22 protein-coding genes are annotated in these 21,018 nt (G+C 30.4%); 12 read left to right on the forward strand and 10 right to left on the reverse strand.

Translation table 11 applies throughout. The annotated features are described in order from the left end of the window. The first annotated feature begins 71 nt into the window (after positions 1–71). From IEW41_RS02070 to IEW41_RS02090, 5 genes are all read left to right on the forward strand, one after another. Positions 72–647 carry an FEKKY domain-containing protein gene (locus IEW41_RS02070; RefSeq protein ID WP_188604679.1) on the forward strand — a complete coding sequence of 192 codons (576 nt, stop codon included), beginning with the start codon at positions 72–74 and terminating at the stop codon, positions 645–647. Positions 648–819: 172 nt separating this feature from the next. Continuing rightward, positions 820–1,224, forward strand: a complete 405-nt coding sequence (locus IEW41_RS02075; RefSeq protein ID WP_188604680.1) for an OsmC family protein — start codon at positions 820–822, stop codon at positions 1,222–1,224. Between the two features lie 217 nt (positions 1,225–1,441). After that, complete coding sequence (locus tag IEW41_RS02080) at positions 1,442–1,831, forward strand: hypothetical protein (RefSeq protein ID WP_188604681.1); 390 nt, start codon at positions 1,442–1,444, stop codon at positions 1,829–1,831. Between the two features lie 88 nt (positions 1,832–1,919). Further along, the gene (locus IEW41_RS02085; RefSeq protein ID WP_188604682.1) at positions 1,920–2,375 is read left to right on the forward strand and encodes a hypothetical protein; all 456 of its coding nucleotides are present in this window, start codon (positions 1,920–1,922) and stop codon (positions 2,373–2,375) included. Positions 2,376–2,475: 100 nt separating this feature from the next. Continuing rightward, complete coding sequence (locus IEW41_RS02090; protein WP_188604683.1) at positions 2,476–2,922, forward strand: SRPBCC family protein; 447 nt, start codon at positions 2,476–2,478, stop codon at positions 2,920–2,922. Here IEW41_RS02090 and IEW41_RS02095 read toward each other — a convergent pair. Beyond that, on the reverse strand, positions 2,912–3,604 hold the full coding sequence (locus IEW41_RS02095; protein WP_188604684.1) for a tetratricopeptide repeat protein: 693 nt from the start codon (positions 3,602–3,604) through the stop codon (positions 2,912–2,914). The genes IEW41_RS02090 and IEW41_RS02095 overlap by 11 nt on opposite strands. A gap of 109 nt (positions 3,605–3,713) precedes the next feature. After that, positions 3,714–4,646 (reverse strand): peptidylprolyl isomerase, encoded by a 933-nt coding sequence (locus IEW41_RS02100; RefSeq protein ID WP_188604685.1) that lies wholly within the window; start codon positions 4,644–4,646, stop codon positions 3,714–3,716. A 102-nt stretch (positions 4,647–4,748) separates the two neighbouring features. Between IEW41_RS02100 and IEW41_RS02105 the strand changes: the two genes are divergently transcribed. Next, on the forward strand, positions 4,749–5,207 hold the full coding sequence (locus IEW41_RS02105; protein WP_188604686.1) for a hypothetical protein: 459 nt from the start codon (positions 4,749–4,751) through the stop codon (positions 5,205–5,207). Here the strand turns inward: IEW41_RS02105 and recQ are convergent. Beyond that, positions 5,204–7,405, reverse strand: a complete 2,202-nt coding sequence (gene recQ / locus IEW41_RS02110; RefSeq protein WP_188604687.1) for a DNA helicase RecQ — start codon at positions 7,403–7,405, stop codon at positions 5,204–5,206. The genes IEW41_RS02105 and recQ overlap by 4 nt on opposite strands. An 87-nt stretch (positions 7,406–7,492) precedes the next feature. Between recQ and IEW41_RS02115 the strand changes: the two genes are divergently transcribed. From IEW41_RS02115 to lptB, 4 genes are all read left to right on the forward strand, one after another. Continuing rightward, a complete protein-coding gene (locus IEW41_RS02115) occupies positions 7,493–8,458 on the forward strand; it encodes a KpsF/GutQ family sugar-phosphate isomerase (protein ID WP_188604688.1) in 966 nt (321 codons plus the stop codon). Further along, positions 8,458–9,282, forward strand: a complete 825-nt coding sequence (gene tatC, locus IEW41_RS02120) for a twin-arginine translocase subunit TatC (RefSeq protein WP_188604689.1) — start codon at positions 8,458–8,460, stop codon at positions 9,280–9,282. Before IEW41_RS02115 ends, tatC begins: the two co-directional genes overlap by 1 nt. Then, positions 9,275–9,622 (forward strand): carboxymuconolactone decarboxylase family protein, encoded by a 348-nt coding sequence (locus IEW41_RS02125; protein WP_188604690.1) that lies wholly within the window; start codon positions 9,275–9,277, stop codon positions 9,620–9,622. Before tatC ends, IEW41_RS02125 begins: the two co-directional genes overlap by 8 nt. A 74-nt stretch (positions 9,623–9,696) precedes the next feature. Further along, positions 9,697–10,437, forward strand: a complete 741-nt coding sequence (lptB, locus tag IEW41_RS02130; protein ID WP_188604691.1) for an LPS export ABC transporter ATP-binding protein — start codon at positions 9,697–9,699, stop codon at positions 10,435–10,437. On the opposite strand, the gene IEW41_RS02135 is transcribed toward lptB, so the two are convergent. Both IEW41_RS02135 and IEW41_RS02140 read right to left on the reverse strand, forming a co-directional pair. After that, on the reverse strand, positions 10,434–11,315 hold the full coding sequence (locus IEW41_RS02135) for a DUF808 domain-containing protein (protein ID WP_188604692.1): 882 nt from the start codon (positions 11,313–11,315) through the stop codon (positions 10,434–10,436). The two genes, lptB and IEW41_RS02135, sit on opposite strands and share 4 nt — an antisense overlap. A gap of 33 nt (positions 11,316–11,348) precedes the next feature. Next, a complete protein-coding gene (locus IEW41_RS02140; protein WP_188604693.1) occupies positions 11,349–12,113 on the reverse strand; it encodes a CDP-alcohol phosphatidyltransferase family protein in 765 nt (254 codons plus the stop codon). 122 nt (positions 12,114–12,235) lie between these two features. Between IEW41_RS02140 and IEW41_RS02145 the strand changes: the two genes are divergently transcribed. Further along, the gene (locus tag IEW41_RS02145; RefSeq protein ID WP_373282949.1) at positions 12,236–13,306 is read left to right on the forward strand and encodes a putative type IX sorting system protein PorV2; all 1,071 of its coding nucleotides are present in this window, start codon (positions 12,236–12,238) and stop codon (positions 13,304–13,306) included. Further along, positions 13,306–14,895, forward strand: a complete 1,590-nt coding sequence (gene lnt, locus IEW41_RS02150; RefSeq protein ID WP_229660143.1) for an apolipoprotein N-acyltransferase — start codon at positions 13,306–13,308, stop codon at positions 14,893–14,895. Before IEW41_RS02145 ends, lnt begins: the two co-directional genes overlap by 1 nt. A 3-nt stretch (positions 14,896–14,898) precedes the next feature. On the opposite strand, the gene IEW41_RS02155 is transcribed toward lnt, so the two are convergent. The 5 genes from IEW41_RS02155 to IEW41_RS02175 all read right to left on the reverse strand — a co-directional run bounded on the left by IEW41_RS02155 (position 14,899) and on the right by IEW41_RS02175 (position 20,833). After that, positions 14,899–16,293 carry an exopolysaccharide biosynthesis polyprenyl glycosylphosphotransferase gene (locus IEW41_RS02155; RefSeq protein ID WP_188604694.1) on the reverse strand — a complete coding sequence of 465 codons (1,395 nt, stop codon included), beginning with the start codon at positions 16,291–16,293 and terminating at the stop codon, positions 14,899–14,901. A 72-nt stretch (positions 16,294–16,365) separates the two neighbouring features. Then, a complete protein-coding gene (locus IEW41_RS02160) occupies positions 16,366–17,370 on the reverse strand; it encodes a glycosyltransferase family 4 protein (RefSeq protein WP_188604695.1) in 1,005 nt (334 codons plus the stop codon). Then, positions 17,367–18,959, reverse strand: coding sequence for a putative glycosyltransferase family protein (locus tag IEW41_RS02165; protein WP_188604696.1), 1,593 nt, complete (start codon positions 18,957–18,959; stop codon positions 17,367–17,369). The genes IEW41_RS02160 and IEW41_RS02165 overlap by 4 nt, the downstream gene beginning before the upstream one ends. Then, a complete protein-coding gene (locus IEW41_RS02170) occupies positions 18,960–19,916 on the reverse strand; it encodes a glycosyltransferase family 2 protein (RefSeq protein WP_188604697.1) in 957 nt (318 codons plus the stop codon). Continuing rightward, entirely contained in the window at positions 19,913–20,833 is a 921-nt protein-coding gene (locus IEW41_RS02175; RefSeq protein ID WP_188604698.1) for an O-antigen ligase family protein, read from the reverse strand. Before IEW41_RS02175 ends, IEW41_RS02170 begins: the two co-directional genes overlap by 4 nt. Positions 20,834–21,018 lie beyond the last annotated feature (185 nt).

A 21,018-nucleotide genomic window follows, 5' to 3' on the forward strand; every position in this document is an offset into this window, starting at 1 on the left:
CTAAATTAGGTGCTCAAACTCGCAACTAACCAAACACAAACACGTTGTACAGCATTAAGAAATTGTTGAGAATGAGAAGATTTATTATCATTTTTTGGACTTTATTTTTGGTCGGATATTCAGCGATATCTCAATCGGTTATTAACGGACAGGTCGTTTCAGAAATAAACTATCAAAAACCAAACGTTGCGGTTTATGTTTTTGAAAATGGAACAAATAACGGTGTTTTAACTGACAGTTTAGGCTATTTCAAAATAATCACTGAGAACAAAGGAGATGTACACTTATTTGAGGTTTCAGCCGTAGGATATTTGAAAACCGTTTTTAAGATTGATTTAAGGGACAAGCCATTAAACAATACTTTCGTTTTAAAAGCCGAGTGTTCTATAAATGGAAAAAAAGCTATCGAGGACTTAAAAGCTGGAAACGCTAAACTTTACTTAATTGGAGGTATTGTCCCTGTTGCAAATTCAGACTCTGACAATAAATTTGAGGAGAAGTACGGAATAAAATACTTTGACTTTGGCTGTGAACCATCTATTCACGAATGTATTATGGAATATAACCAAATCGTTGCCAAATATTTAGACCAGAAATATGGTGTTAAGTGGAGAAAAAAATCCAGAACGGACATTATATTAAAATAACGCTGTACAACAACGTGTATAATTAATTGCTTTGGTCGTTGCCTACTCGGAAAATCCTGCGGATTTCCCTCTGGTTCGTTTTCTATTTAATAACTTAGTGCCAGCCAACGTAACTAGCCATATACAAACACGTTAGCCACAAGCAAAAAAAAAAAAAAAAAAAAAATGATTTATGAAATATTTTAGTCAAGCAAGTTCATCTTCAAAAAACAATGCTTCAATAAAAATTAAAGAATCTAAAATTAGTTTTGGAATCACCCCAGAATCTGCTGACAGTTTACCAAATCCAGCCGAATTATTTTTAGGATCATTTTCATCTTGTATTCTTAAAAATGTTGAACGGTTTTCTATTTTAATGAATTTTAAATACACAAATGCTGAAATAGTGGTCAACGCAACTCGTCTAGAAAAACCTCCAAGAATGGACGAAATAAATTATGAATTAAGAATTTACAGTAATGACAACAATTTGAATATTGATTTGCTCAAAAAAAACATAGAGAATTTTGGAACGATTTTTAACACAGTCAAGTTGTCCTGCTCAATAATTGGTGAAATTAAAATAATATCTAGCTAAAATTCTGAACTGAATAATGGCCTGTGGCTAACAATGTGTATAATTAATTACTAAATTAGGTGCTCAAACACGCAACTAACCATACACAAACACGTTGGCAACAAGTTATACAAATCAATAAAAACCTTACTTACATTCAAATATTAGGATATTAACAAACGAAATGAAAACTAAATTTAAAATATCACTTCTGATTTTAATAATCGGAATCTCGAATTTGACTTTCGGACAGGAAACTCAAAAACTGCCGAATAATGAATTGCGTGAAATAATTGAATTAGCTTTAAATCTTCCTGAATTGCAACAATATTTTCATATTGACACAAATCCAGAAAGGTTACCATTAAAACTTAAAGAATTTGGGGAAATTAACTCAACTAATTTGAGCGGAGTTGAAAAATTCGGAACTGAAATTCTGATATTAAAAAAAGAAGAACTTAAACAAAAAAATATAACTGATTATCTAAACGTTGGAGATTGGACTTATGTTGGTAATACACTAAGACTTCAATTGGAATATCAGATAGAAGGAATTACTGCGAACTTTATGTTTGAACGAATTGACTCGAAATGGAAAATTAAATCGACTGAATTATGGGAAGAATAAAAACCAGTTGCCAACAACGTGTATAATTAATTACTAAATTAGGTGCTTAAAACATGTAAATATCATAGACAAACACGTTGGCATTAATTTGAAAAAAACAGTTGAGATACAATTCAAAAATCGCTTCTTATCGAATAAAATCGGAAATGTACTCTTTGGAATCATTGCAGTTTTGGTTTTTGTCTATTTCTTCGCTGCTTGGTTTGATCAATGGAATAAAGAACAAAACTTCTTATTTTTTTTAATAATACTAATCGGAATTGTAATTGCTGGTTCTCTCTCCTACTACAGAACTTTTGAAAAAGCCGAGTTGAATTTTATTCCTGAGGGAATTATAATTGAATCAAAAATTGGTTTCATACCTATTAAATACAATAATATAGAATATTTCAAAAGTGACGGAATTCCAGATTCGGAAAATAATACAATTGAATTTATAATTCAGACAACTGATAAAAAATCATACCGAATTAAATCGAAATTTGAAGTTTATGAAGGCCTTATTCAAACCTTTCCCCATAAAAACGGAAAATATACTTGGTAAAACTTTGGGTAGCAACACATATAATTAATTGCTTATTAAACACATATAAAAAATACCTTAAAATTAATTACTTTAGTATTACAAATTAATCTGCTAACAAATGGCTTCAAACTCTAGTATTATAATATCTAGCTCTAGAGCACTTAATGCGCCTTTAAGCATTGTATATCATGCATTTGAAAACCCTAAACATCTTGCCAATTGGTGGGGACCAGAAGGGTTTACAAATACGTTTCATGAATTTAATTTACAACCAGGTGGGAAATGGATACTTACAATGCATGGTCCTGAAAAAGGTAATTATGAAAACGCATCAGTATTTAAAACCATTGAGCCACTAAAATTAATTACTTGGGAAAGGGTTTCAAAACCATTATTTAATATGGAAGTTGCATTTGAAAAACTCTCAAACACAAAAACTAAAATATCATTTAAAATGATTTTTGAGTCAGCTGAAGAATGTAACAAACTAAAGCCTTTTGTAATTCCAAAAAACGAAGAAAACTTTGATAGATTAGAAAGAGAGCTTTTAAAAGTTATAGTTTAGTTTTATAACTCTCTACAAATCGTTTTGCACGTCTGTTACCTGTATTAAGTTCTAGTGCCTTTTTATAATTTGTATAGGCTTGTGTGCTATCGCCTTTTCGCAAATAAGCATCTGCCAAACTATCATATACATTATCGCTATTTGGATACAAGACTACATTAATTTTAAATACAGAAATGGCATCATTAAAAGCCTTTTCATTTAGCAAATTATAGCCTAAGCGGTTAAAACTTGCTTCTTCTAAAAACACACTTGTTGAGTCTTGTTGTTTTATTGCCAAATAGCCTGCTAATGCTTTATCATACTCTTTATCTTTTAAATACATTCGTGGTGTTTTAAATGTATCTGCCACTTTTAAGTAAGCATAATCTACCTTGTTATCATCATTTTCAGATACAATACCTAAATACGCTTCTTTAGTTTGTGGATGTTTTACAAAACGTAACTTTTTATACATTTCTGCAACAAAAAAAGTATGTTCATCAAAAGCAACAGTTTCTATTTTATCTGCACCTTTCCATTTTAAATACAGCTTGTTATTATCATAATATACATCTATAACTTCTTCTTGACTATAAACATAACGTCCTGAGGTTTCTTTAATAATTTCTGGAGTATAGTTTACATTTTTAGAACAGCTAAAAATAATTAGGGCAAAAAGTAATATTGCTTTAATCTTCATTTTAATTGGTTTGATTGATTGACGTTATAATATAAGCAAAAAAAAAGTCTCATTATAAATGAGACGATTTTTCTAATTATTTGTTACTCTCTATGGAGTAAATATGTTATTAATTAACGTTTACTAGTTCTACATCGAACACTAATGTAGCGTTAGGAGGAATTACTCCACCAGCTCCTGATGATCCGTAACCTAAATCGCTAGGTATTACCAAACGTGCTTTATCACCAACATTAAGTAAACAAATACCTTCATCCCAACCAGCAATTACTTGTCCTACTCCTACTTGAAAAGCTATAGGCTCATTACGTTTGTATGACGAATCGAAAACTGTACCATCAGCCAATTGACCTTTATAATGTACAGAAACCATATTACCTTTTTCGGCTTTTTTACCATTTCCTTTTTGGATTATTTGGTAACGTAAACCGCTTTTTGTTTTTTCAAAACCAGCAGCAAGTTTGTCTAACTCTCCTTCTTTAGCAGCACGCTCTTCAGCAATACGTTTTTCGCGAGCTCCTTCAAAAGTTCTAAAAGCCTCAACAGCATTAAATTTTTCAGCTTCTGCTCCTACTCTTACTATTTCTAAGGTTGTAATCTCGTCGCCTTGTGCAATAGCATCAACAACATCTTGCCCTTGTTGTACTTTTCCAAATACTGTGTGCATGTTATCTAACCAAGGTGTTTCAATATGTGTAATGAAAAACTGACTTCCATTAGTACCTGGACCTGCATTTGCCATAGATAACACTCCTGGACCATCGTGTTTTAAATCTGGATGAAACTCATCATCAAACTTATAACCTGGATTTCCTGTTCCTGTTCCTTGTGGACAACCACCTTGAATCATAAAATCTGGTATTACTCTATGAAATTTTAAACCATCATAATATGGTGTTCCTTGAGCTTTAGCAGAGTTTTCTAAATTTCCTTCAGCTAATGCTACAAAATTACCAACAGTTCCTGGTGTTTTTTTGTACTCTAAAGCAACTAATATTTCGCCTTTGCTTGTATTAAATTTGGCGTATAATCCGTCTTGCATTGTTCTTGTTTTTTATTTTGAAGCTGCAAAGATAAGGAATGAATTATGAAATATGAATTTGTAGTTTGCTTTTATAAAGTTAGTTTTACAAAAATTTATAAGATGAAATTTTCTTTAACAAAACTAAGAGCTGCTTTTGGTGATATTAGAGCCATGGAAAAACTTCATGTAGATACTTATACTGAAGATATTATTAATGATATTGAAAATGAGCCTTTTGCTTTATCTGAAACTAATGTGATGTATGCTGGATTGAGCGAATTAGCAGGTTACCATTATTTAAACACAGTAATTGTTGGCTCTTTTAATATTAAAACCATAAATGGAGCTCAGTTAAAAATTGAAGGTGACGATTATAGTCTTCAATTAAAATCTGATATGGTTGAACTAGAATCAGATTTTTCTAATGTATCTAACAGAAGTATGACCAAAATAGATTTTGAAATTGAAGCTGAAGATGTTCCTAAAATTGTGAAATCTAAAATTAAATCATTAACGCTTACTGCTAAAAAGAATAAAGCAATTTTTACAATAGTTGAAATTAAAACTGAAGAAAATTAATTTGCTACTTCGCTTATAAACTTAATTCTATATAATCGAAGCTCTTCATCATCATAGTCGCCATCAAATTCTTTAATAGCATCGTCTATTTTATCAGAAGACGACTCCATAAAATAATCATGAATTTCTTCTTGTTGGTCTTCATCAAGAATATCATCAATCCAATAGTTAATATTCAGTTTCGTTCCTGAATATACTATAGCTTCTAACTCTTTGATAAATTCTTTCATTTTCATTCCTTTAGCTTTAGCAATATCATCTAAAGGCAATTTTCTGTCTATATTTTGAATTATATATAACTTTAATGATGAGTTTGAACCTGTAGTTTTTACAACAAAATCGTCTGGTCTGTCAATATCATTATCTTCAACATATTGTGCAATGAGCTCAATAAAATCTTTACCATATTTTTTGGCTTTACCATCTCCAACACCATGAACATTGCTTAACTCATCTAATGTAATTGGGTATTTTAATGCCATATCCTCTAATGAAGGATCTTGAAAAATAACAAATGGAGGCACACCAAGCCTTTTAGCGTTTCGTTTACGTAAATCTTTAAGCATACTCATAAGTTGCTCATCAGCGACTGCGCCATCACCTTTTGATGCTGTAATTATACTATCGTCATCATCTACATCAAACACATGGTCTTCTGTCATCATAAAAGACTTAGGTGATTTTATAAACTCGCGTCCTTCTTCAGATAATCGTAATACACCATAAGTTTCTATATCTTTTTTTAATAAACCAGCAACTAATAACTGACGTATTAATGCCATCCAAAAGCGTTTATCTTTTGCATTGCCAACACCAAAAAACTCTTGAGCATCAGTTTTGTGTGAAGAAATTAATGCGTTAGACTTACCTGTAATAACGTGTACAAGGTCTTTAGATTTATATTTTTCGTTGGTTTTATCGACAGTTTCTAACACAATAGAAGCATTTTCTTTAGCTTCATGCTGTTTTTTTGGATGACGAATATTATCATCCATATCACCACCTTCGCCAGTTTCATTATCAAACTCTTCACCAAAATAATGCAATATAAACTTACGTCTAGACACAGAACTTTCAGCAAAAGCTACAACTTCTTGTAATAAGGCATGACCAATTTCTTGTTCTGCAACTGGCTTACCAGACATAAATTTTTCTAACTTCTCTATATCTTTATAAGCATAATAGGCAATACAGTGACCTTCGCCACCATCTCTACCTGCCCTACCAGTTTCTTGATAGTAACTTTCTATACTTTTTGGAATATCATGATGTATTACAAAACGAACATCTGGTTTGTCTATTCCCATACCAAAGGCAATAGTTGCAACTACAACATCAACATCTTCCATTAGGAACATGTCTTGGTGTTTTACTCTAGTTTTAGCATCTAATCCTGCGTGGTAAGGCACAGCTTTTACACCATTTACTTGTAATACTTGTGCTAATTCTTCAACACGCTTACGACTTAAACAGTATACGATACCTGATTTTCCTTGGTTTTGTTTTACAAAACGGATAATATCACTATCAACACTTTTTGTTTTTGGTCGTACTTCGTAGTATAAATTTGGTCTGTTAAATGATGCTTTAAAAGTATTAGCATCAGTTATATCTAAACTTTTTAAAATATCTTCCTGTACTTTAGGAGTTGCAGTAGCAGTCAAGCCTATTATCGGAATATTATCTCCTATACGCTTAATAATATGTTTTAAATTTCTGTACTCAGGCCTAAAATCGTGTCCCCATTCACTAATACAGTGAGCTTCATCAACTGCCATAAAAGAAATTGTTACTGATCTTAAAAAATCAACATATTCTTCTTTTGTTAGCGATTCTGGTGCTACATATAATAATTTAGTGATACCATTTGTGATATCATCTTTTACTTGCTTTACTTCTGTTTTGTTTAATGACGAATTAAGCACATGCGCAACACCATCGTTTTGCGATACTGCACGAATAGCATCAACCTGATTTTTCATTAAGGCTATTAAAGGTGATACAATAATTGCAGTTCCATCTTTAATTAAGGCTGGTAGTTGATAACATAACGATTTACCACCACCTGTAGGCATAATCACAAAGGTGTTATGACCTGCAACTAAACTTTTAATAACATCTTCTTGAAGACCCTTAAACTTTGAAAAACCAAAGTAAGTTTTAAGTGCTGAATGTAAGTCAATTTCTTTAATACTCATTAATCCCTATTAGTATTTTATATACATTTGCATAAGTTTAAAGATAACAATTTCTTTAGATGCTACAAACCCAAAAATTAATAAATTTTGAACAATAAAAATTCTATCCTCAATATCGCTAAGAAAACCATTGATTTAGAAAGTAATGCCATTGCTAACTTAGCTACTCTACTTACTAATGATTTTTCTGAAAGTGTTGAACTTATATATAATTCGAAAGGTAGAGTCATTATTACAGGAATAGGAAAAAGTGCTATTATAGCTAGTAAAATTGTTGCTACACTAAACTCAACAGGAACACCTTCTGTATTTATGCATGCTGCAGACGCTATTCATGGTGATTTAGGTTTAATTTTAGAAGATGATGTGGTGATTTGTATTTCTAAAAGTGGAAACACTCCAGAAATTAAAGTACTTGTTCCTTTAATAAAAAGTGCAAATAACAAAATGATTGCTATTACTGGAAACGTAAAATCGTTTTTAGGTCAGCAAGCAGATTATGTACTCAATACATTTGTTGAACAAGAAGCTTGTCCAAATAATTTAGCTCCAACAACAAGTACAACTGCTCAATTAGTTATGGGAGATGCGCTTGCAGTATGTTTATTAGAGTTAAGAGGATTCTCAAGTAGAGATTTTGCTAAATACCATCCTGGTGGTGCTTTAGGAAAACGTCTATACTTAAGAGTAAACGATTTATCTTCTGTTAATGAAAAACCACAAGTACAATTAAACACTAACATAAAGCAAGTTATTATTGAGATTTCTGAAAAAATGCTTGGTGTAACTGCTGTTGTTGAAAATGATAAAATTGTAGGTATAATTACTGATGGTGATTTACGTAGAATGTTATCTAAAAATGATTCGTTTACCAATTTAACTGCAAAAGATATTATGAGTAGCAATCCAAAGCGTATTGATGAAAATGCAATGGCTATTGATGCTATGGAGCTTATGGAAACTAATGGGATTTCACAATTACTAGTTGAGAATAATGGTAAATATGCTGGTGTTGTACATATTCACGACTTGATTAAAGAAGGTATTATCTAATGGCAAAAAAACAAAAAAGTGAGATGTCTTTTTTAGATCATCTCGAAGATTTACGTTGGCATTTAATACGTGCAACTTTAGCCATTTTAATTGCAGGAACTGGAGCTTTTATATTTTCAAGATTCATTTTTGACACTATTATTTTTGGTCCAAAACACATGAGTTTTCCGACCTATAAGTATTTGTGTAAAATTTCTAATTATTTTAATGTAGACAGTACTTTTTGCTTAGATGCTTTTCCATTTACAATTCAAAACCGAACTATGGGAGGTCAATTTTCGGCAGATATCTGGACAGCCATTTATGCTGGTTTTGTGATTGCATTCCCATACGTTGTTTATCAATTCTGGAAATTTATTAGTCCAGGCTTGCTACCAAACGAACGCAAACATTCAAGAGGGTTTATTATTGTTACTACCTTATTGTTTTTTATTGGAGTTCTTTTTGGATATTATGTTATTACACCATTATCTATAAACTTTTTAGGAACTTATAGTGTGAGTTCTGAAATTACAAACGAAATAGATTTAGGCTCTTATATATCATTAGTAAGGTCATCATCATTAGCTGCTGGTTTTGTATTTGAGCTTCCTATTATAATTTATTTTTTAACTAAAATAGGATTGGTAACACCAGAATATTTAAGAAAGTACAGGAAATATGCTCTAGTAATTGTATTAATTCTTTCAGCAATTATTACACCTCCAGATGTAGCAAGTCAGGTAATTGTAGCTATTCCTATTTTAATTTTATACCAACTAAGTATATATATTTCTGCAATTGTTGTTAGAAATCAAAAACGTAAAGAGAAAAAAAATGTCTGATATAGTAAAAGAATTTAATGACTATCGTTCTAAAATGAATGATAAGCTTTTAGCAGATAACAATAAAATTGTTAAACGCATTTTTAACTTAGATACTAATGCTTATGCTGAAGGTGCTTTAGATATAAAAACTAAAGAATTGCTAGGACTAGTAGCTTCTGCTGTGTTACGCTGTGATGATTGTATTAAGTATCATTTAGAAACAGCTCACAAAAATGGCGTAACAAAAGAAGAAATGATGGAGTCTATGGGAATTGCCACTCTAGTAGGTGGAACTATTGTTATTCCTCATTTAAGAAGAGCTTATGAGTTTTGGGAAGCCTTAGAAGAACAGCGTTAAACTTTTAATAAATAAATAGCGTTTTTATAGTAGTCAATATGATTTTACTATTTTTAGCGTTCAGTACATAACTTATGAAGTTAAGAGCAGATAATTTAATGAAGTCCTACAGTGGACGAAAAGTTGTAAAAGACGTTTCACTTGAAGTAAATCAAGGTGAGATTGTTGGTTTATTAGGTCCTAATGGAGCTGGTAAAACCACATCTTTTTATATGATTGTTGGACTTATAAAACCTAATGGTGGCACTATTCATTTAGAAGGTAAAGAGATTACAAATTATCCAATGTACAAACGTGCTCAAAACGGAATTGGTTATTTAGCTCAAGAAGCCTCTGTGTTTCGTAAATTAAGTATTGAAGATAATATTTTGAGCGTGCTGCAAATGACTAAATTGAGCAAAAAAGAGCAACACGACAAAATGGAATCGCTTATTGAGGAGTTTAGCCTTGGCCATATTCGTAAAAGTCGTGGCGATTTATTATCTGGTGGTGAGCGTCGACGTACAGAAATTGCTCGTGCTTTAGCAACAGACCCAAACTTTATTTTATTAGATGAACCTTTTGCAGGAGTTGATCCAGTTGCTGTTGAAGATATTCAACGTATTGTAGCGCAATTAACTAAAAAGAATATTGGTATTTTAATAACTGACCACAACGTTCAAGAAACACTAGCAATTACAGATAGAACCTATTTAATGTTTGAAGGTAGTATTCTAAAAGCTGGTAAGCCTGAAGAGTTAGCAAATGATGAAATGGTTAGAAAAGTGTATTTAGGTCAAAACTTTGAGCTACGTAAAAAGAAACTAACGTTTTAGTGTTTTCCTTTAATGATTGAAATAATTTTTTTCAATCCCATAACAATAAGCAAAACCACTACTCCAACTAATAATCCAACAACAAAGTCTCTGATTATTGAAGGTAATACTTCAAGAAAATGATGTAGTTGTTCAATGTTGTGAATAAAAATTCCGCCAGCAACTAATAACAAAGCAATTGTACCAATAACCGAAAGGCTTTTTATTACCAATGGCAATGCATTTACCAATAGCTTTCCAAAAAAATCTGAAACACTTTTATCTTCAGGATTTAGTTTAATTAATCTGTACCCAAAATCATCCATTCTTACAATTAGTGCTACAATTCCATAAACACCAACTGTAGCAATTAGCGCTACAAATGAAACAACTAAAATTTGAGTTAGCAAAGGCTGTCCAATAACTGTTCCTAATGCAATGATTACAATTTCTACAGATAAAATAAAATCTGTAATAATCGCAGATTTTATTTTGGACTTCTCTATATCTAAAATTTCAGACTTAGTGAGTTCTACTTCAGTTATACTAACTTGATCGTGATTATGAGGAACAAAATATTCATATATTTTTTCAGCACCTTCATAAGCTAAATAAAGACCACCTAGAACTAAAATAATAGGCACAATCCATGGTAAAAAAGCACTAAGCAAAAAAGCGATAGGTAATATAATTACTTTATTTAAAAATGAACCTTTGGTAATTGCCCACAAAACAGGAATCTCTCTTGAAGCTACAAAACCTGAAGCTTTTTCAGCATTTACAGCCAAATCATCACCCAATATTCCTGCAGTTTTCTTGGTGCTTACTTTTGCCATTGTAGCCACATCATCCATAAGACTAGCAATATCATCGAGTAATGCAAAAAATCCTGATGCCATGTTTTAGTGTTTTAAGATTGAAATTATTGTTAACTACTCTTTAGAAGTTAATGTTTTAGAAAACAACGATAGTAAAATATAAAAAAGTATAACTATTGGAATGGCTGCAAAATGAAACATTACTATAAAAACAAGTGTTAGAATAATAAATATATAACGTACAGCATTAGTTTTAAAACTCCAGTCCTTAAACTTTAACGCAAATAATTTAATGTTAGAATTAAGTAAGTAGCAGCTCACTAATGTTAACACGATTAATATCCATTTGTTTAAAATCATTGAGTTCATTATATCATTATTCTGAAACTCTAAAATTAAAGGCAACGATACAATTAATAACGTATTTGCAGGAGTTGGAAGTCCTTTAAAATAGCTTTGTTGGTCTTCGTCTATATTAAATTTAGCCAAACGATATGCTGATGCCAATGTTATTAATAAACCTAAAAGTGGTAGCCATGAAAACTTAAAACCAATCCAATGCATTTCTGACGACCATTCATCAGTTGCATTAAAAAACAAAGGTGTATCGATTGATAATGACAAGAGTTTAAACATTATAATTCCTGGCACTAATCCACTAGTAACCATATCAGCAAGCGAATCTAACTGAACACCTAATGGGCTTTGAACATTTAATTTACGAGCCAATAAACCATCAAAAAAATCGAAAAAAATACCTAAAAACACAAATATAGAAGCAGCTACAAAATTATTGTGAACAGCAAAAATCACAGCTATCGATCCGCAAAATAAATTAAGGAGAGTAACTATGTTTGGAATATGCCTTTTAATCATCATTTATAAAGTTTCTGTAAAAATAGCAAACTATTTTCGTCTTATACAAGTATTGCACAATAACTGAATGATTTTGAAGTTTAATAGATTAAAAATATTGTGCATCTTTGTAAAAAATTTTGCTATTGAAAACTAAACTACTTATTGCTTTTCTAGTAGGCTCTATATTTTGTTCCGCTCAAACCACTCGTAAATATTCTAATGAGTTTATGAATATTGGTGTTGATGCAGCTGCATTAGGAATGAGTAATGCTGTAGTTTCTCAAACTGGAGATGTTAATTCTGGCTACTGGAATCCTGCTGGATTAGTTGTTTTAGAAGACAACCAAATAGCACTTATGCACTCTAGCTATTTTGCCAATATTGCCAATTATAATTATGCTGCATTTGCAATGCCTTTAGATGACAGAAGTGCTGTAGCACTTTCATTAATTCGATTTGGTGTTGATGATATATTAGATACTACACAACTTATAGACGATCAGGGAAACATTAATTACGACCGAATAAAATTATTCTCTACAGCAGATTATGGCTTAACATTTTCGTATGCTCGTCGTTTGCCTTTAGATGGATTAAGTTATGGTGTAAATGCTAAAGTAATACGTAGAATTATTGGTGATTTTGCTTCATCTTGGGGATTTGGTTTAGATTTAGGTATCCAGTTTGAATCAGACAACGATTGGAAATTTGGTATAATGGCTCGTGATATAACAACCACATTTAATGCTTGGACGTTTGATGATGAAAAATTGGCTGACATACAAAATGCTATAGAAGGCCAAAACCAAGAAGTACCAGAATCTACAGAGTTAACTATTCCTAAATTACAAATAGGAATGTCCAAAAAATTTATTTTCCATTACGATTATTCACTTGTAACAGCTTTAGATTTAAATGTTCGTTTTGAGCAAAACAACGATGTTATTTCAACATCATTTGCTAGTATAACTCCATCTTTAGGTTTTGAATTTGGTTATACTGATTTGGTTTTTTTAAGAGCTGGAGTTGGGAATTTTCAAAATGAAAGACAATTTGATGATTCTGAAAACTTAACCTTTCAGCCAAATTTTGGTGTTGGTTTTAAATACAGAGGTATTCAAATAGATTACGCTTTTACTGATATTGGTGACCAAAGCGCAGCTTTATACAGCAATGTGTTTTCATTGAAACTAGATTTAAGTATCTTTAGATAGTGAGACAACTTTTATTAGCCATAGCTTCAGGACTTTTACTTGCATTAGGTTGGCCAACTTACGGATTTCCTTTATTGTTATTTTTCGGTTTTGTACCTTTACTTTTTGTAGAGCATTCCATTAGAAATTCAGCTTTAAAAAGAAAAAAACTTACTCTTTTTGGGTATTCATATTTAACATTTGTTATATGGAATTTTATTACAACCAATTGGTTACAATATGCAGATGTATTTGGAGCCAGCTTTGCTATTTTAGTAAATTCTCTACTAATGGCATTGGTTATTATTATTTACCACACTGTTGCTAATAGAACATCACAAAACAGAAGCCTTTTATTTTTAATAGCGCTATGGATTTGCTTCGAAAAACTACATTTAGGTTGGGAGTTTTCATGGCCTTGGTTAAACCTAGGTAATGGCTTTTCAGAATATATTACTTGGATACAATGGTATGAATACACAGGTACTTTTGGTGGTACACTTTGGGTTTTACTAACAAATACTTTAGTGTTTACAAGTATTTTAAAATTTAATCAGGAAAAGAGTAAACAGATTATAAAAGTAGCAGTATTAAAAACCAGTTTACTTATAAGCATCCCTATTTTAGTGTCATTTATTATTTTTAAGACCTATAAGATTGAAGGTGAAAAAATAAATGTTATTGCACTACAGCCTAATATAGACCCTTACAGTGAAAAGTATAACACTTCAAATATTCAAATAGCTGATTTGTTATTTGAATTGTCTAATACAAAAATCACAGATTCTACCGATTATATTTTAGCTCCTGAAACTGTTTTTGCTGATAATTTAAAGATTGATGAATTTGATATATCATTATTAAAATTCAAGCTTAAATCTTATATAAATGAGCACCCAAACGTTAATTTATTAACTGGTGTTTCGTTTATAAAGTTTATTTATGATGAAAAAGATGTTAAGTCTGAAACTAACTACCTAAAGAACAATATTTGGTATAATGACTATAACTCTGCAATGCTTATTAATACAAATAACAATGTGCAACTATATCATAAATCTAAACTAGTAGTAGGTATTGAAAACTTTCCTTATCAAGGTGTATTAAAACCTATTTTAGGCGATGCAATGATTGATTTGGGTGGTACAGTTGCAATGAAAACTACCCAAAGCAATAGAGATGTTTTTACAGCTTCAAACGGAAAATCTAAAGCTGCACCTATAATTTGCTATGAATCTGTTTATGGTGAATTTGTAACTGGTTATGTTAGGAATGGAGCAGATTTTCTAGCCATTGTAACAAATGATGCTTGGTGGAACAACACACAAGGACACAAACAGCATTTAAGCTATGCTCGCTTGAGAGCTATTGAAACGCGTCGTGATATTGCCAGAAGTGCTAATACTGGTATTTCTGCATTTATTAATGCCAAAGGAGAGATTACAAAATCGTTAGTTTACGATACTCAAGGTGCTTTAGCAGGTAGTGTTACCCTAAACAAAAAACAGACTTTTTATGTTTTAGCAGGCGATTATATAGCAAGAATAGCAATGTTTATTGCCTTGTTTGTATTTTTAATTACATTTTTTAGAAGAAAGAAAACAGCATAAAATTTACTGCCCACGATAGTACAAAATAGTACTCAAGGTTTTTACTATAATATTAATATCTAAAAACAAACTTCGGTGTTTTATATAATACAAATCGTATTGAAGCTTGGTTAAACTATCATCAACTGAAGAACCATATCTGGTATTAACTTGTGCCCAACCTGTTAAACCAGGTTTTATAATATTTCGTGTTTCATAAAAAGGGATAACTCTTGATAATTCATTTACAAAAAATGGACGCTCAGGTCTTGGCCCAATTATACTCATATCACCTTTTAACACATTAATAAATTGCGGAATTTCATCAATTCTGGAGCGTCTCAAAAAACGCCCAAATGCTGTTACTCTTAAATCGTTTTTCTGAGCCCATTTTGCACCATTTACTTCAGCATTAATTACCATACTTCTTAGCTTAACAATCTTAAAAGGTTTACCGTTTTTTCCTATACGTTCCTGTATATAAAACAATGGACCTCTATTGCCTATAAGGTTTCCTATTAGGATTAGTGGTAAAATTAGGATTCCAAAAACAAGTCCTGAAACTGAAAAAATCACATCAAACAAACGATGAAAAAATAGATAAAGTGTATTCTGGTTACTTCGACTAAAAGGGAAATATTTATAAAAATCTTTACCCACAAACTGTATTGGCACTCTATAAGTAATTTCTTCATAAACCTGCGTGTATTCGCGAATAGTAAATCCTTTTTCCAGCAGTGTAATAAGGTCATGATAAATATCCTGTGTAATAGTTTCTGAATTGTAACTAGCTACTAATACTTCAGAAATTTTAAATTTTGAAATAACATTAAGTAACTGTTCTGGTTCAAACTCTTTTAAGCCCTTAAATTTAATAGGATCTAAGGCTTCTTTTTCACAGTTTATAAAGCCTATTATTTTATAATTAGGGTCTGATTGATTTAATACTTTTACTATATGCTCAACATGAGAAATTTCTCCAACCAGTAAAACTCTTTTATAGAATCTAGGTGAAGAAATAAAAGTCATATATGCAACTCTCCATAAAAAAATGGATAAGATTATGGTTAGGAAAAAGTATACTATTTGTAATCTGTTTTCTGGTAAAAAGGGAGTTAAAACAGGTGTAAGTAAATAGAATAATACTGTAGTTGAAGATGCTAAAACAATGTTTCTAAACGTAACATCTATTTTACTCGATTTTTGAAGATCATATAACTCGAATATTGTACCAAATAGTGCTAAATAAATAACAAGAACTAATATTGGTAAATAATTAGTTTTTTCTATAACTAAGTATTCAAAGTCAAAAAACAATCCTAAAACATATAGTCCTAATAAAACAACAAAGATATCAAATACACGAAGCAGAACTTTACGCTCAGAAATCTCAAAATGGATACCCTTTTTTCTGTTCATGTTTGAAGTTTTCAGACTTATATTATGTTACACAAATATAACAAGTTATAAATAGTGTTAGATATAATTTAGTTATAACACATCAAACCAAAGTTGTTTTACATTATTCCAACTAAATTGCTCAACATTCTGTCTTGCATTCTTGACAATGTCTTCTGTTTTTGATTTATTATCAATAAGATATTTAATAGCATTAGCCATTTCTTGCTCATTATTTTGCTCAACTAAAATACCTTGTTTTTCATGCTTAATAAGAAATGGAATTCCACCTACATTAGTTGATACTACTGGTAATGCTAAAGCCATTGCCTCGATAACACTAATAGGCATATTATCAAAATTAGTTGTGTTTATAAACACGTTGTAATCTTTAGATAAATTAATCCATTCAGCTTTTGTTAGTTTCCCTGTAAATTTCACATTTACCTGCAATTGTTCTGCCAACTGTTTTACTTCTTTTAACAAGCCACCATCTGGTCCAACCATACACAACGAAGCGTCAATTCCATCATTTTTTAAGTTTTTTAATACTCGTATTGCCATTTGAGGGTTATAAATCTCTTTAAAAGATCGAACCCATAATATTTTTGGCGTTTGAATAATCCTATTATTGAAGCTATATTTTTCAATTTCAATAGCATTAGGAATGTAAGTTGTATTTGTATAACCAAAATCTTCAAATGCCTTTTTAAGATATAATGAAGGTGAAATATTTATGTATGATTTACTAAAAATTAGTCTGCTTAATTTTGGATTGTTTTTTAATCGGTTAGGTAAATTCCCACCATGAAGTATTGGTATATATTTCAATTTAAAAAATCTACATAACTGACTAACAACAAGCGCATAATAAAAGTTTTGCGTGCTATATGCATCAATTAATACGACATCTACTTTACTTCTAGATTTAATAACACTAAAAATCATATCAAAAAATCGAACAAATTTGTTCTGATAACTAGACGAATAAGCAACAGTATATTTCTCATTCTCTAACAATCTTCCTAGAACCTCAATACTTGTTGTATTTGTTTTAGTAGAATTTAATTTATTACCTATGTACAAAATATGCTTCATTCTATTTTATAAAGTTTTAAAGCATGTTCGCTATGTATAACGCTTAATGTTTGGTAGGTTTTAGTTGTGATTATATGAGTAACTTTTAACTGCTTTAAAAATTGAATTTTTTCTTCTTCAGTAGTCAACTCTTCAAGTTTTATAACGTCTTCATACCATTTTATAAATTGAATTGGGTTTCCTTCAATTATCATTGAAGCTCCTTTTGAATCTAATACAACTGCTCTTTTTGTAGCTCCTCTAAAAAAATGACTGCCATAAATAACTGCATTTGCAGGTATGTTTTTTGAGACAAATTCTGCCATATTATCATAATCACTCAACCTCTTCTCATCAATTGAACCTACACTAATATTGTTTGGTAAAATGCATCGCATTAAATCATCACCTACAAATGGTATTTTATTAAACATTGGAGCTTTACAAATTACCAATAGGCTAATAAAAAAGACAAAAACATAAGGCAATAAGGTTTTTAGCTTTTGTGATTTTGATAGTACAAAAACGAGTAAAAATGCTATAGCAAAATAACTTGGTACAATAGCAACTTTTTGCATTCTTATAAGCTGGAATGACATTCTTAAGTTTAAACCAAAAGTAGAGTTTATAAAGTTTTCAATATAAACACTTAATGAAGGAATTATTATTAATAAAAGTGTGCATAAAGCTAGTGTTTTAGCTTTTTTAAAATGTTCAATATCATTTCTAGACACAAACAAATAGCCAAAAAGAGGTAGTAAAAAAAACAATGTTTTTAATTGCAGCCATTGTTTTAAAAACTGAATAGGTTCACTAAAAACCAATGGTATTCTTTCATTAAAAGCGTTGTTATATAATTGTAAATCGTAAGTAAGCGAACTTTCTGTTTTTCCAAAATATGAATATATAAATGGCAACATCCCAATACCTATTGCGATAAAAACAAAGAATATATTCTTAACTGTAACTAATTCTTTTTCGTTATAAAAAACAGCAATACATAAAAGTAAAACACAAAATAAAAGTATACCTCCTAATCCTGTAATTGGGTGAAAATTAAATATCAAACCTGCAAAAAAAGCACCAAGTAACAAGCTTCTAAACTTGTTGGAAAGAAACAAAAATGGTAAAGGCATTAATGCTATATATAAAGTTCTTGGCATTATTGACCAAAGTCCAGTAATACCCCAAATCTCATATCCAGGAAGCCAAATTAGTCCACGAATTAAAATTGATATAATGAGTGATACCCAAAAATTGTCTGTAAACTTATAAAGCAAGAAAAACCATAAAACACCAAATAGAATATGAAAAATAAAACCAATAACATTTAAAGCTTGAACATAATCCTGATTTGTAAAATTTGCTACAAAACGTAAAGATTGCACATAAAAAGGTGTATAGTACCTAACATTATCTATACTATTGAGGTATAAATCGTTTTTAAAAAGTTCTTGATTATCAAACTTTTGTGCAACTGGGATTATATTTTGAATATCAGAAGACAACATACTATATGTAGCATCTGAATAGTTTAAATAGTATGCAAAACCTATAATTAGATTTATAATACATACAAATAATACTTTATGCTTAAATGTGTTTAGCATCTAGTCTGCTTTAGGAGCTCTTAAAATATCATAATGAATTGCTTGCAACAATAATTGAAACCCTAATATAATGCTTAATGTTACTAGCATTATTGTTCCTGTTGGAGCTAAAATAGAATGTGAAGCATAAAACCACCAATTATATAAACCATAAACTACACCAAATACAAACAAAGGCAAGCCTAAAAGCAAGTAAATTGAAGACATACTAAAATCGTATAAGAAATAGGTTTTTAAAAGTCGTTTATAAAAGGTTTTACAGAGCTTAGGAAAAAACACAAAAGGCATTTTCCAAACCTTCATATTAGATTGTTCATCTCCATAAATTGCTGGCATAGCAATATCTTTTATTCGAGCATTTTGGAAATATAATTCAGATATTAATGACGTTTCAAAATAATATCTGTCTGAAATATTCTTAAAATCTAGCATCTTAAGCACATCAACTTTCACCGCAAAAAAACCGTTAGTAGGATCAAAATTATTCCAATATCCTGTTGCTGCTTTTGTTAAAAATGAAAGGATAAGATTACCAAGTTTTCTAATAAAAGGCATTTGTTTTAAGGCATTAAAATCTCTAAACCTATTACCTTTGGCATACTCAGCTTGGCTCTGTATTAAAGGATTTATAAGATCCTTAATATAGTTAGAGTCCATTTGGTCATCTGCATCAACTTTAACAACAAAATCCATTTTGTCTTCTATTGCCATTAAAAAACCAACTTTTGAAGCACCTCCAACTCCAAGGTTTTTAGTGTTTGTTATTAACTTTATTTTTTCAACATTATTAACTTTTCCTAAGCTTTGCAGAGTTATTGATTGACTACTACAATCATCAATAAGATAAATTTTAGAAACAAAATCTGGAAGTTTATCAACCACCTTTGCTATATGACCATCTGCATTATAGTAAGGTATAACAACTGCTATTTTATAATTTTTAATATGATCTGTCATTTTTTATAATAAAATCTAGGTGCTGTTAATAAAACTGTTGCCAATAAAAAGAATCCTAATAATCCAAATAATGGTCTGTATACATACAAATGTTCACCAAAATAAAGCGTTACTAACATGGCTAACACCAATCCATGTAAAGCCATTTTTAAGTATTTTGTTCTGTTTAAATTTAATAAAAAATAAGAGGCCAACCACCTTAAATACAAGATAAGACCTAGCAGACCAACTTCATTGATTAAACTTAAATAAATGTTGTGTGCAGAAAACCCAATAAGTAACCTATTGTTAAACCCAATACCTAAAGGAATTATATATGGTCGCTCTATTAAATATTTAGTATATGATGCTGCTAATTCCTTTCTTCCTGAACCCAAATCTTCATACAATTGGTCCACATCAACAGAGTTCTCACTCAATACAGTAGGATCACTTATTTTATTTGTAATTCTATCATCAAACACTTTTTGAGCCATTTCAACAACTTCTAAATTTAAAGATATAGCTGTCATGACAATAATTAAAAACACTACAGAAACTGAAATAAATTTTCGAGTATTTGCTATTAAAAAATAAGCTGCAAAAACTATAAGTGCTAAATAAGATGTTCTAGACCCAGTAATAACTAGTACTGTTCCACTTAACGTTATTGCTGAAAGCAATAAAATTTTATTAATCTTAAGCTGCTTTTGCAAATATATACCCAGACTTACTGCAAAAGATATAAACATAGTCATTCCTAACACAATCTTATTTGGTCCGAGTGTACCAGATAGAAATCCTAAATAAGACATTTTATATCTGTCATTCCATAAAAAAGGGACAATACCAGAGTTTTGTGCAATAACTAACAATGACTCACCAATAATTAGAATTAAAAGTATATAAACAATAGCTTTAAAATTTTTGTATTTCATCACAAAAACTGAAACTAAAACTGCATATAAGAAAAAAACAAAAAAGTGATAATAATACAATATAGACTGCAACAGCCACATAGGACGATTTAAAAAAATGCTAAACAACCCTGTGAAAATTAAAGTAATAGCCGACCAAATAAGAAAGTGATTTAAGAACTTAAAATTAAGCTTCTGCTTTATGT

Origin of the sequence: Aquaticitalea lipolytica, from assembly GCF_014641635.1 — a bacterium.
In the GTDB taxonomy this organism is placed as follows: domain Bacteria; phylum Bacteroidota; class Bacteroidia; order Flavobacteriales; family Flavobacteriaceae; genus Aquaticitalea; species Aquaticitalea lipolytica.

What these genes read in the sequence shown, in the direction of transcription:
- IEW41_RS02070 (WP_188604679.1), top strand. Translation starts at nt 72, where the DNA reads ATGAGAAGATTTATTATCATTTTTTGGACTTTATTTTTGGTCGGATAT.
- IEW41_RS02075 (WP_188604680.1), top strand. Translation starts at nt 820, where the DNA reads ATGAAATATTTTAGTCAAGCAAGTTCATCTTCAAAAAACAATGCTTCA.
- IEW41_RS02090 (WP_188604683.1), top strand. Translation starts at nt 2,476, where the DNA reads ATGGCTTCAAACTCTAGTATTATAATATCTAGCTCTAGAGCACTTAAT.
- IEW41_RS02095 (WP_188604684.1), bottom strand. Translation starts at nt 3,604, where the DNA reads ATGAAGATTAAAGCAATATTACTTTTTGCCCTAATTATTTTTAGCTGT.
- IEW41_RS02100 (WP_188604685.1), bottom strand. Translation starts at nt 4,646, where the DNA reads ATGCAAGACGGATTATACGCCAAATTTAATACAAGCAAAGGCGAAATA.
- IEW41_RS02105 (WP_188604686.1), top strand. Translation starts at nt 4,749, where the DNA reads ATGAAATTTTCTTTAACAAAACTAAGAGCTGCTTTTGGTGATATTAGA.
- recQ (WP_188604687.1), bottom strand. Translation starts at nt 7,405, where the DNA reads ATGAGTATTAAAGAAATTGACTTACATTCAGCACTTAAAACTTACTTT.
- tatC (WP_188604689.1), top strand. Translation starts at nt 8,458, where the DNA reads ATGGCAAAAAAACAAAAAAGTGAGATGTCTTTTTTAGATCATCTCGAA.
- IEW41_RS02125 (WP_188604690.1), top strand. Translation starts at nt 9,275, where the DNA reads ATGTCTGATATAGTAAAAGAATTTAATGACTATCGTTCTAAAATGAAT.
- lptB (WP_188604691.1), top strand. Translation starts at nt 9,697, where the DNA reads ATGAAGTTAAGAGCAGATAATTTAATGAAGTCCTACAGTGGACGAAAA.
- IEW41_RS02135 (WP_188604692.1), bottom strand. Translation starts at nt 11,315, where the DNA reads ATGGCATCAGGATTTTTTGCATTACTCGATGATATTGCTAGTCTTATG.
- IEW41_RS02140 (WP_188604693.1), bottom strand. Translation starts at nt 12,113, where the DNA reads ATGATGATTAAAAGGCATATTCCAAACATAGTTACTCTCCTTAATTTA.
- IEW41_RS02155 (WP_188604694.1), bottom strand. Translation starts at nt 16,293, where the DNA reads ATGAACAGAAAAAAGGGTATCCATTTTGAGATTTCTGAGCGTAAAGTT.
- IEW41_RS02160 (WP_188604695.1), bottom strand. Translation starts at nt 17,370, where the DNA reads ATGAAGCATATTTTGTACATAGGTAATAAATTAAATTCTACTAAAACA.
- IEW41_RS02165 (WP_188604696.1), bottom strand. Translation starts at nt 18,959, where the DNA reads ATGCTAAACACATTTAAGCATAAAGTATTATTTGTATGTATTATAAAT.
- IEW41_RS02170 (WP_188604697.1), bottom strand. Translation starts at nt 19,916, where the DNA reads ATGACAGATCATATTAAAAATTATAAAATAGCAGTTGTTATACCTTAC.
- IEW41_RS02175 (WP_188604698.1), bottom strand. Translation starts at nt 20,833, where the DNA reads ATGAAATACAAAAATTTTAAAGCTATTGTTTATATACTTTTAATTCTA.